This window comes from Pseudomonas sp. 32A (genome assembly GCF_052682255.1).
On sequence record NZ_JBQYLY010000001.1, the window covers coordinates 6,954,581 to 6,967,470 of the forward strand.

2 protein-coding genes are annotated in these 12,890 nt (G+C 64.0%); one reads left to right on the top strand and one right to left on the bottom strand.

The genetic code is table 11. The features are described 5' to 3' along the window. Window positions 1-111: 111 nt before the first annotated feature. Entirely contained in the window at window positions 112-10,644 is a 10,533-nt protein-coding gene (locus ACUN0G_RS31780; RefSeq protein WP_445575326.1) for an autotransporter-associated beta strand repeat-containing protein, read from the bottom strand. 433 nt (window positions 10,645-11,077) lie between these two features. On the opposite strand from ACUN0G_RS31780, the gene ACUN0G_RS31785 reads away from it, so the two are divergent. Next, on the top strand, window positions 11,078-12,886 hold the full coding sequence (locus ACUN0G_RS31785; RefSeq protein ID WP_421524523.1) for a monovalent cation:proton antiporter-2 (CPA2) family protein: 1,809 nt from the start codon (window positions 11,078-11,080) through the stop codon (window positions 12,884-12,886). The last annotated feature ends 4 nt before the right edge of the window (window positions 12,887-12,890 follow it).

The following is a 12,890-nucleotide window of genomic DNA, read 5'->3' on the forward strand; positions in this document are numbered from 1 at the left end:
GGGCGCACAGCCTCCCGTTTTCCCCGGAAAAATGTTTGCAGGTTTTTCCCGCACGATTATCCGCCCATAAAAAAACCGCCCTTACGGGCGGTTGAAGAGACTCGGCCTTGATCAGAAACCGAGGGAGAAACTGAGGGTCATCGCATGGTCCTTGTCGTTGCGCGAGACCTGGCCGGAGTAACCCAGGCCCAGCTTGCCGTTGGGGCTGATCTGATAGTCGATGCCGGCTTCCAGCACGGCGCTGTCCTTGGCAATCGGCACACCTTGGGTGCTGAATGAAGTTCCACCGCCGTTGATAAAGCTCAGGTCGGCATCCGGCTTGGTATCACCAAAAGCATGTCGCCAGCCGATGCTGCCCCGCGGGGTGATCTTCGAGCCGTTGCCCAGGGTGATGGTCTGGCCGGCACGCAGGCCCAGGGTGGAGAAGGTGACGTCTTGATCGGCATCACCGCGCAGGGCTGCTGAACCGCCCTTCTCCTTGATGGTGTCGCTGTCGTAGTTGACGTAGGCCAGGCCGGCGAACGGTTCCAGTGCGACGCTGCCGGTTTGAATGGTGTAGCCGACTTCACCGAACACTTGCGCGCTGCGGGCTTTGTAGTCAGCCTTCAGGCGTTGCCCCACACCCCCCACCGCCACATCACGCTTGCTCTCGATGTCGTGCCAGCTGTAGGCCACGCCCATCCGTGCGGCGAATGCTTCCTGCTGGTACGCGGTGTAGGCCATCAGGTGATAGCTGTCGACGTCGGCGCTGGAGTTGCGGCGCTTGGCGTCGAGATCGCTGCGGGTGTAACCGGCGGCAATACCGGCGCGCCAGGCGTCATCCAGCTGTTTGTCGGTACCCAGCAGGAAGCCACTGAGGTTGCGGTCCAGGCTGGCGGTGTTGCTGTCGCCACCCACATGCCCCCAAGTGCCCAGCACACGTGCCCAGCCGACCATTTCGCCATGGCAACCGGCGCTGCTCAACTGATTTTCGCTCGGTGCCAGGCTACTGCGTGGATCGTCCTGGCGGTAGCAACCGGGTTGGCGCAGGCGCTCATTGACTGCGTCACGGATGTAACGCGAGTCTTCGAGCAAGGCGCTGGCGGTACTGGCGTGGATTTCCCCCGACAGGTTGTCGAACGCGGCGCGAGCCCCGGCGACGCTGCCGTTGAGCAGTGCGTTTTGCACCGCCGTACCGCCCACTGCTGCGCCACTGCCCAGCGCTGCGGCTACCGCCCGCTGATTGCCGGTGGCCGCCACGCTGGCGTAGCTGACGTTATTGCGGCTGACCGCCAGGGCGACCTGATTCGGGCTGTAGTCGAGCGCGGTATTGAGGAACGCCAGGTTCTCAAGGTTGGTGGTAGCGAACGTACCCGTGACCCCGCCGTCGGCGGTCAACAAGGTGTAGGTAGTCGGCCCGGCATACGGCGCCAGATTGACCACATTCAGCGTGCCCGCCAGGTCCGCCGTGCCGCCTACCGCCAGGGCGCCGGCAGCCGATGGGGTGATGACCAGATTCAGCGCGCCATCGGCGGCGTTGGTGAAGTTGCCGGCGACGCTCAGCTTGCCACTGTCGGGCGTCACCGCACCGTGGTTGACCAGTGAGCCAACACTGCCATTACCCGTCAGCCCGGCACCGTTGGCCACGGTGACCTGCCCACCGAACACTGCATTCGGATTGGCCGCGTCGCCGACTTGCAACACACCCTGATCCACCGCCACGGTGCCGCTGAACGGCTGGTTGCCGGTCAGCAGCAGCGTACCAGCACCCTGCTTGACCAGCGCACCGGTACCGCTCAGCACTCCGTTGAATTTCCCGCTGTTCAGTTGGGTAAACAGCAACCGTGCGTTGTTGAAGATATTGCCCCGCAGGCTGATGGTGTTACCGGCCAAGGTACCGCCACTGACGGTGGTGCCGCCGGTGTAGGTATTGGCGCCCGTCAGCACCAGGGTGCCGGCATCCAGCTTGTTGATACCGCCCGCGCCCACCAGCGGCGCATCGATCTGCGTGGTCACGCCAGCGTTGACCCGTGCCGCGGCCAAGCTGCCGTCCGGCGCATTGGTCGGGCTCAGGCTACCGCCTGCACCCGCCACCAGCGAGTAGCCCGGATCGAGGAACTGCAGGCCGGTGAAGCCTTGATTACCCTGCACCGTCACGGTCCCGCCCTGCCCACCAAACACTGCGAACTGGTTGGTCGAAGCCTGGCCCTGGGTGCCGTTCGGATCGGTCCAGTTGGTGCCCGGGCCCCACGTCCCGCTGCCGCCGGTGATCGTGCCGTCAGGGTTGGTGGTGCCGCCGTTCCAGAACTGGACTTGCCCCGGCGTGGTTTGCACCAGCAGGTTGACCTGATTGGCCAGCGCGGTTTGCAAGGTCAGTGCGCCCGGCAGGATGCCCGAAGGCAACGTGCCGTAAGCCAGGCCGTTGTCAGTCAGGCTGCCGCCGTAGCGGAACAGCTGGTACACCCCGGTGCCGAAGCCGCCGGCGTCGGTGACGTTCAGCGTGCCGTCCAGGGTCAGGTTGCCGGCCACATTCACCACCGAGGTAGAAGCGCCCGGCGCGCCGAGGCTGAAGTCCAGGTTGGTCCCCGAGGACAGGTTGAGGCCGCCTACCGACAACGGGGTGCCGCCGGTGCCTGCGGCCAGGGTCGAGCCGTTCGCCAGGGTGACCGTACCCGCCAGCTGGCCAGAACCGCCCAGGGAGGCGCCGCTGCCCACCAGCACATTGGCACTGTTCAACGTGCCATTGACCAACAGGCCGCCGGCGTTGATGTTGGTATCGCCGGTAAAAGTGTTGTTGCCAGTGAGCAGCAGGTCACCCGTGCCGTTTTTATTCAGCACGCCGGCGCCGGTGAGGTTGCCGGTGTAGGTGCCATCGGCTGCCTGTTCGAAGGTCAGGGTTGCGTTGTTGGCAATCGCGCCCTGCAAGCTGCTGGTGTCACCCGAGGTGGTGCCGCCGTTCAAGGTGGTACCGCCGCTGTAGGTGTTGGCACCGGTGAGCAGCAGTGAACCATTGCCGTTTTTCACCAGGCTGCCAGTGCCACTGATGACGCCACCGAGGGTGGTGTCTTGGGTGCCCGCGAAGCCCAGTTGCGCACCGAGGTTGATCCCATTGTTGAGTTGCAACGCCGCCGTGCTGTCGAGCACTGAATTGCCGGTAACACCCAGGGCACCACTGCCGAGGGCATTGTTGTTGCCGAGGATCAGCGTGCCTGCCGCCAACTGCGTCCCGCCGCTGTAGGTGTTGTTGCCGTTGAGGGTCAGGCTGGCCGCACCGTTCTTGACCAGGCTGCCGCTGCCGCTGACCACGCCGCCTAAGGTCAAGGCGTTGGACCCGGCGACATTCAAGGCACCGCTCACAACCACCGCATTGGCCAGGTTGACCGCCGTGTTGCTGTCCAGCGCGGTGCCATTGGCCGTCGTCAATACGCCGGTGCCGAGTGCGCTGTCATTGCCCACCACCAGCTTGCCGCCATTGAGGGCAGTGCCGCCGGTATAGCCGTTGGTGCCGTTGAGCACCAGGGTGCCGGTGTCGTATTTGCCCAGCGTGCCGGCGCCGTTGATGGCCACGCCGATGGTGGCAGTGTTGTCAGGGTCGACACGAATCGCCGCATTCCCGGTGCCGCCATTGACCAGGTTCAACGCGCCCGCCGTGCCGTCCACCAGGCTGTAGCCGTCGCTGGCGAACTGCAGGCCGGTGATGCTTTGCGTGCCGTTGACCGTGACCGTGCCCGCCGTGCCCTGGAACACCGCGAAGCTATTGCCCCAGGCCTGATTGAAGGTACCGTCAACATTGGTCCAGTTGGTGGTACCGGTGCCCCAGGTACCGCTGCCACCGTGAACAGTGCCGTCGCCCACCAGTTGGCCGCCATCCCAGAACTGCACCGTGGTGTTGGGTGCCGTCACCAGCAGGTTGACCTGATTGCCGACTGCCGTTTGCACTTGCAGATCCCCCGGCGTCACGCTGCCGGGCACTGCCCCGATCACCAGACCGTTGTCGGTCAAGCCGCCGGTGTAGTTGATGATGCGGTACACACCACTGCCAAAGCCGCCGATGTCGCTGACGTTGAGGTTACCGTCGAGGGTCAGGTTACCGCCGACATTGATCAGCGCATTACCGCCGCCGACGACGGGAGTACCCAACCCGACATCCAGGTTGGAGTTGCCCGACAACACCAGCGAGCCCACCGACAAGGTACTGCCGGTCGCGCCTGCCAGGTGCCCGCCATCGGCCACGGTGACGGCGCCGCCAAGGCTGCCAGTGCCCGTGAGCGTCGCGCCGCTGTTGACCGCGACATTGCCGCTGGCCAGGGAGCCGCTGACGTTCAGGGTGCCACCGTTGACGCTGGTGTCGCCGGCCAGGGTGTTGATGCCACTGAGGGTCAAGGTGCCGGTGCCAAGTTTGTTCAGCTGCCCGGCACCGTCGAGTACCCCGTCAAAGGTACCGCTCTGGTTGCCGCCGCCCAGGCCAAGAATGCTGCCACCTGCGATCAGTGCCGTGCCGTTGCCGGTCAGGCTGCCAAGGCTGGCGGAAGCGCCGAGGTTGAGCTGGGTACCGGCGCCGAGGGTCAAGCCGGCGTTGTTGCCGAGCGCCGTGGCACTGGTGGTGGTCAGGCTACCGCCGAGTACGTTGAAGTTGCCGCTGAAGGTGTTGTTGCCGCCGAGGGTCAGGTCGGCTGCGCCATTTTTGGTCAGGGTGCCGGCGCCATCCAGCACACCGCCCAGGGTCAGGTTGTTGGTGCCGGCAACACTCAGGTTGTCGTTGACCGTGACGTTGTTGGCCAGCACCAGCGCCGAACCGTTGTCCAGTGTTGAAGGCCCCGCCACCGTCAAGGTGCCTGAGCCGAGTGCCGCTGCACCGCCGAGAGTCAGGGTGCCGGCGTTCAGCGTGGTGCCGCCGGTGTAGGTATTGGTGCCATTGAGCGTCAGGTTGGCGCTGCCGTTTTTACTTACGCCGCCTGCGCCGTTGATCACGCCGCCGAGGGTCAGGTCATTGCTGCCGGTGACGCTCAGGTTGGCATTCAGAACGATGTTATTGGTTAGGCTCAACGCCGTGTTGCTGTCCAGGTTCGAAGCGCCTGCCACCGTCAGGTTACCCAGGCCCAACGCCGAAGCGTTCCCCGCCGTCAGGGTCCCGGCGTTCAAGGTGACTCCACCGAGGAAACCATTGGCGCCATTCAGGACCAGATTGGCCGCGCCGTTTTTGGTCAGGCTGCCGGCGCCGTTGAGAGCGCCACCGAGGGTCAGGTCGGCCGTGCCGCCGATCCCGAGGTTACCGGCCAGGTTGATCGCGTTGTTCACGCTCACTGCAGTGGCCGCATCCAGCGTGGTGCCGTTGGCGGCATTGAGTGTGGCGCTGCCCAGTGCCGAATTCGACGCCAGGATCAGCCCGCCGGCATTCAGGGCAACCGGGCCGAGGAAGGCATTGTTGCCGCCGAGGGTCAGGTTGGCCGCGCCGTTTTTGATCAAGCCACCGACGCCGCCAATCACGCCATTGAGGGTCAACGCATTGCTGCCGCCGACCGTCAGGTTGCCGAGCAGGCTCACCCCGTTGCCCAGGGTCACGGCGGTGTTGCTGTCCAGCGTGGTGCCGGACGACGTGCTCAGTTGTCCGCTGCCAAGGGCGGTGTTGCTGCCCACCACCAATGTCCCGCCCTGAAGCTCGGTGCCACCGGTGTAGCTGTTGGCGCCATTGAGCACGAGGGTGCCGCTGTCGAGTTTGGCCAGGGTGCCGCTGCCGTCAATGCCCACGCCGATGGTCGCGGTGGCCCCCGGATCGACACGGATCGCGGTGTTGCCGCCAGTGCCGTTCACCGCCGTCAATTGCCCCGCCGCGCCGTTCACCAGGTTGTAGCCATCGGTGACGAATTGCAGCCCGGTGAACGATTGCCCGCCTACCACCGTCACGGTGCCCGCCGCACCCTGGAACACGCCGAAGTCAGCCGCCCATGGCTGGTTGACCAGGCCGTTGACCGAGGTCCAGTTGGTGCCGCCAGCCGTCCAGTTGCCGGTTCCGCCGTCCACCACGCCGTTGGCGATGGTCTGGCTGCCGTCCCAGAAGCGGATATTGGCATTCGGCGCCGCCACCAGCACGTTCACCTGATTGCCCACCGAGGTTTGCACCACCAAGTCGCCGAGGCCGAAGCCCACCGGCACGCCGGTGACATTCAGGCCCAGGTCGGTCAGCGCGCCGGTGTAGTTGATCAAGCGATACACCCCGACGCCGAACCCGCCGGCATCGGTGACGTTCAGGTTGCCATCGAGGGTCAGGTTGCCGCCGACGTTGAGCAACGAGGTGGTAGACGGTGCGCCAAGCGCCACGTCCAGGTTGCCGCTGCCGGCCATCACCAGCGAACCGGCCGACAGCGTATTGCCGCTGCTCAGGGCCAGGTGGCCGCCGTTGTTGACGTTCAACGCACCCAGTACCGAGCCGGTGCCGGTGAAAGTCGCGCCGGTATTGACGCTGACATTGGCACTGCCCAGCGAGCCGCTGAGGTTCAGGGTGCCGCCGTTGACGTTGGTGTCGCCGGTGAGGCCATTGATGCCGGTGAGGTTGAGGGTGCCGGTGCCGACCTTGGCCAGGATGCCGGTGCCGCTCAGGCCACCGTCGAAGGTGCTGCTGGCGTTGAGGCCGCCCACTGACAGGGTGTTGCTCCCGCTGACTTGCACGTCACCGCTGCCGGAGAGGGTCGCCAGGCTGGCATCGCTGCCCATGTTCAGCGACGCACCGGCACTGACGTTCGCGCCGGAGGTGCTGCCCAGCGCACCTGCGCTGGCGGTGGTGACACTGCCGGACAGGATGTTCAAGGCGCCGGTAAAGGTGTTGGTGCCGCTGAGCGTCAGGTCTGCCAGGCCATTTTTGTTCAACGCGCCAGCGCCGCTGATCACGCCACTAAGCGCCAGGTCGTTATTGCCGGCCACGTTCAAATCAGCGTTGAGGGTGATCCCATTGCCCAGGGTCAGCGCCGCGCTGTTGTCCAGCGTCGAGGCGCCACCCACGGTCAGGTTACCGCTGCCCAGCGCCGCGCCATTGCCCAGCGTCAGAGTGCCTGCGTTGAGGCTGCTGCCACCGCTGTAGGTGTTGATGCCGTTGAGGGTCAGGTTGGCCGCGCCGTTCTTGATCAACTGGCCGGTGCCCCCGATAAGGCCCCCCAGTGTCAGGCCTTGAGTGCCGCCGACGGTGAGGTCGGCATTCAGGGCGATGCTGTTGGTCAGTGCTACCGGGGCATTGCTGTCCAGCGTCGCCGCGCCGTTGACCGCCAGGCTGCCGGTGCCGAGGGCCGCATTACTGCCGACGGTCAAGGTACCGGCATTCAGCGAAGTGCCATCGATAAACGTGTTGGTGCCGTTGAGAATCAGGTTGGCCGCACCGTTTTTCACCAGGTTGCCGTTGCCGCTGATCACGCCACCCAGGGTCAGGTCTGCGTTACCGCCAATCGTCAGCGGGCCGGTCATGCCGATCTGGTTGTTCAGGCTGACGGCGGTGTTGGCGTCCAGGCTGGTGTTGGCGGCGGTAGTCAACGCGCCGCTGCCCAAGGCGTTGTTGGCACCGAGGATAATCTTGCCGGTGTTGAGCGTCGTGCCGCCCAGGTAGTTATTGGTGCCGTTGAGGGTCAGGTCGGCCGCGCCGTTCTTGATCAAGCCACCGATGCCGTTGACGTTGCCACCGAGAGTCAACGCGTTGCTGCCACCGAGCGTCAGACTGCCACCGAGGTTGACGGAATTGCCCAGAGAGGCGGCGGTGCTGGCGTCCAGGATGGTGCCGTTGGACGCGTTCAGCGAGCCCGTGCCCAGCGCGGTATTGGCGCCGACAATCAAGGTCCCGGCATTCAGCGCGGTGGTGCCGGTGTAGGTGTTGCTGCCGTTGAGGGTCAGGTTTGAGGCGCCAGTCTTGATCAGGCCGCCCGCGCCGGCGATAACGCCTCCGAGGGTCAGCGGGTTGGCCCCGCCGGCGCTGAGGTTGGCATTGAGGTTGATCGCATTACCCAAGGTCAGCGCGCCGGTGCTGTTGAGGGTGCTGGCACCGCCCACGGTCAACGCGCCGGTGCCCAGTGCTGCGGCATTGCCAAGGGTCAGGCTGCCGGTGTTCAGCGTCGTGCCGCCCTGGTAGGTGTTGGCGCCGTTGAGGGTCAGGTTGGCTGCGCCGTTTTTGATCAGTTGGTTGCTGCCGCTGAGCACGCCACCCAGGGTCAGGGCGTTGCTGCCCGTCGCGCTGAGGTCGGCGTTCACTGCGATGTTGTTGGCCAGCGTCACGTTGGCGCTGCTGTCCAGCGAAGCCGCGCCCGCGACGGTCAGGTCACCGGCCCCCAAGGCCGCGTTATTACCGGCGGTGAGCGTGCCCGCGTTAAGCGTTACGCCGTTGAGGAAGGTGTTGGCACCGTTGAGGACCAGGTTGGCCGCGCCATTTTTGGTCAGCCCGCCGCTGCCGGCGACGACGCCACCAAGGGTCAGGCCAGCGGTCCCGCCAATGTTCAGGTTACCGGTGATGTTGGCGGCATTGGTCAGGGCAACGGTGGTGCTTGCGTCCAGCGTGGTGCCGTCCGCCGTGTTCAAAATGCCGCCAGCCCCCAGTGCCGTATTGGAGCCGACGATCAGCGAACCGGCGTTAAGGGTGGTGTTGCCGGTGTAGGTATTGACGCCACCGAGGGTCAACGCTGCCACACCGTTCTTGATCAGCCCGCCCGCGCCACTGACCACACCACTCAGCCCCAGCGCCTGCGTGCCGCCGATGGTCAAATCAGCCGCCATGCTCACTGCGTTGGCCAGGGTCACCGCACCGGTCGCATCGAGGATGGTGCCTGCCGCCGTGCTCAGGATGCCGGTGCCCAGTGCATTATTGTTGCCCACCAGCAGTGTGCCGGCGTTGAGCGCGGTATTTCCGCTCTGAACGTTGTTGCCGGTCACCGTCAGGGTCGAGGCGCCATTTTTGGTAATGCCCCCCACGCCCGAAATGACGCCCCCAAGGGTCAGCGCGTTGCTGCCGACCGTGGTCAAGTTGGCGTTGAGGACCATGCCGTTGTTCAGGGTCACATTGGCACTGGTATCAAGATTGGCGCTGCCATTGACGTTCAGTACACCGGTACCCAACGCATTGTTATTACCGGCTACCAGCGTGCCGGTGTTCAGATTGGTGGCGCCTGTATAGGCGGTGTTGTTGCCATTAAGGGTCAGGGTGCCGCTGCCGCTCTTGTTGATACCACCTGCCCCGCTGACCACGCCCGTGAGGGTAAAAGACCCGGCTCCGGTAGTCGTCATTCCACTGTTGACGGTGATGAGGTTGTCCAGGCTGATGGTGCCCGGCGCGCTTAACGTCGTCGCACCCGCGAACGTCACGGCTCCGGTGCCGAAAGCCTGGTTATTGAGGACCTGCACCGAACCGCCATTGAGCGTGGTATTGCCGGTGAAGGTATTGGCACCACTGAGGCTCAACTGCCCGGTGCCGGATTTGATCAAGCCGCCGGCACCGGAGAGCACCCCTCCCAGCGTCGTGCCGTTGGCGCCCTGCACGACCAGGCCGCCGGTGCCCAGGGTAATCAGGTTATTGAGGGTCAACCCGGCGTTGCTGGCCTGAATCGTCCCGCCGTTGGAGGTCAGCACACCCGTGCCGAACGACTGGCCGTTGTTGAACGACGCGATGCCGCCATTGAGGGTGGTGCCGCCGCTGACGAGTGGCCCTTGCAGGGTCCAGGTACCGCTGTTGACCGTCAGGTTGTTGAAGTTCACGTAGTTGGCGCTGGACGCCGTGCCAGCTCCGCTCGGGCCACCGCCCACACCAATGGTGTTTTGCAGGATCAACGAGTTGTTGCCCCCGGCCCCGCCATCAACTTGCCCGGTGGGCGCAAACGTCAGGTTTACGCCAATCAGGCCACCGAGACTGAGCCCAACCCCGCCACCATTGGTGATGGTCGAACCGGTCACGGCGGTAAATGTGTTGCTGCTGGCCGCCCCCATGGAGACGCCGCCGGAAATCGTACCGGAGTTGACGAAGGTATTACCCGTGGAGGAACTTTCAAAGGCCATCCGTCCGTTGATGGTGCCTGCGTTGATCACGTTGACTTGCGAGCCCCCGCGAATCGCGACCACTGGCGCATCCGCGGCAAACAGCGTCAGGTTGAGCAATGCGGTGGAACCGATGGTGCCATTGTTCACAATATTGGTGCTGCCGCCGGCGCCGTTTTGCAGGTTAAGCGCCATACCATTGAGACTGGCGAGATTGACACCCAGCAGGTCCGCAGTACCTCGGATGATCCCGGTAGCGGCGTTAGTGACGTTCACCACACTCGCCCCCGCGTTACCCAGCACCACACCGCCGCTCAAGGCAGTGACAAGCCCGAGCAATGCCGGGTCGATAAGGCCCGCGTTGTTCAACGTGATGTTATTGCCCGTCAGGTTCAGCACCTGGCCAGCCAGCGTCGCGTTCAGTTGGGCAGCGGAGCCCACGTTGACGGTCAGGTCATTCACTGCACTGGAGAACGTGTTCAAGAACAACGGCAGCGAAGGCACGCCACTGCAGGTGACCGTGGCACCCGCTGTGGGGCTTGCCGGCGTACAAGCCGCCATCGCCTCCGGGCTCGCCAGGCCTAGAACCAGGCCGGCAATACCGAGGCGAATAGCAAGATTAAGAGGAGAAATACGAGGTTTAGCGGCAGCAGCAAGTCTTCTTTCCACGTGAAACTCCTTGTGGTCAAAGCCCTTCATCCATGAATGCGTAGAAGCCCCAAATACAGATCCAAACACGCATCGACGTCGAAATACCTGACCGTGGTGACAACTGATCCTGTTTTTCACAACGTTAGCCGCGTGCGTAAAACTCATTGAAATAAATGGTATTAATACTTTAGCGAGTGCCGTGCAGGGCCTGGACGACATCCAATGAACGCGGAGGTGAACCCTTCGAGCCGCGCAAAAATTCAGATTTCACAATGTAAAAAAGCGCTCTAATAACGCGCGGTGTTACCCCTGTAGGAGCGAGCTTGCTCGCGAAAAGCGCTAAGGCTCCGCGTGTATTCAGCCAGTCAGCGTCATCGTTAACGATTTTCGCGAGCAAGCTCGCTCCTGCAGTAAAACCTGTTGATTCAGCGAAACGATCCTGGAGTCCCCAATGCCCCATGAAGGCAACCTGTTACAAGCGGCGGTTGTATTCCTGTTTGCCGCCGTACTGACCGTGCCCTTGGCCAAGCGCCTGCAGCTGGGCGCCGTGTTGGGTTATTTGCTGGCCGGCGTGATCATCGGCCCCTCGGTGCTGGGCCTGGTGGGCAACCCGCAAAGCGTCAGCCAGTTCTCCGAACTGGGGGTGGTGTTGCTGCTGTTCATCATTGGCCTGGAGCTGTCACCGAAGCGTCTGTGGGTGATGCGCAAGGCGGTGTTTGGCGTCGGCCTGGCGCAGGTGTTGCTGACGGGTACGGTGATCGGCGTGGTAGCGCTGTTTGCGTTTGGCCAGTCATGGAACAGTGCGATTGTGCTGGGCCTTGGCCTGGCGCTCTCCTCCACCGCGTTCGGCCTGCAAAGCCTGGCCGAGCGCAAGGAGCTTAACCAGCCCCACGGGCGCCTGGCCTTTGCGATCCTGTTGTTCCAGGACATCGCGGCCATCCCGCTGATCGCCATGGTGCCGCTGCTCGCCGGCAGCGATCACCCCGCCACCACCTCCCAAGGCCTGCAGCATGGCCTGGAAGTACTGGGCAGCATCGCCGTGGTGATCATCGGCGGGCGCTATCTGCTGCGGCCGGTGTTTCGCATCGTCGCCAAGACCGGGCTGCGGGAAGTGTCCACGGCCACCGCGTTGCTGGTAGTGATCGGCACGGCATGGCTGATGGAGCTGGTGGGTGTGTCCATGGCCCTCGGCGCCTTCCTCGCCGGGTTGCTGTTGGCAGACTCCGAATACCGGCATGAGCTGGAATCGCAGATCGAACCGTTCAAGGGCCTGCTGCTGGGCCTGTTTTTTATCAGTGTGGGCATGGGCGCCAATATCAGCCTGTTGTTCAGTGCGCCGGTGATCGTGCTGGGCCTGACCCTGCTGCTGATCGCCATCAAATTGCCGCTGCTGTTTTGCGTGGGCCGACTGGCCGGTGACCTGAACCGTGAAAGCGCGCTGCGCCTGGGTGTGGTGCTGGCGGCCGGCGGTGAATTTGCCTTCGTGGTGTTCAAGATCGGCCGCGACCAGGGCCTGTTCGAACCGCACCTCTACGACATCCTCGTGCTGACCATCACCCTGTCGATGGCCTTGACCCCGTTGCTGCTGTTGCTCTGCCCGAAACTGTTCAAGCCCAAGGTCAAGCCGGTGGAAGTGCCCGAGGAATACCGCGCCATCGAAAGCGATGCCCCCCGGGTGGTAATCGCCGGGATGGGCCGTATGGGGCAGATCGTGGCGCGGATCCTGCGGGCGCAAAACATCTCGTTTATCGCCCTCGACACCTCGGTGGAAACCATCGAGCTGACCCGCAGTTTCGGCGGCATGCCGGTGTTCTACGGCGACCCCCAGCGCCCGGAAATCCTCCACGCGGCGAAAGTCGACCAGGCTGAATTCTTCGTGATCGCCATGGACGACCCCGAAATCAACATCAAGACCGCCGAACTGGTGCGCAGCCTCTACCCGCACATGAAGATCATCGCCCGCGCCCGTAACCGCCAACACGTGCATCGCCTGGTGGACCTCGACGCATCACCGGTGCGCGAAACGTTTTACTCCAGCCTGGAAATGAGCCGCCGCACCCTGGTGGGCCTTGGCTTGACCCAAGCCCAGGCCGATGCGCGCATCAACCGTTTCAAAAACCACGACCTGCAACTGCTGGCCGCCCAGCACGCGGTGTATGACGACGCGGCCAAGGTGATGCAGTCGGCCCAGGAAGCCCGGACAGAATTGGCGCGGCTGTTTGAGATGGACCGGCTCGAGGAGGAGTCCGACAAGGTGTAAGGAT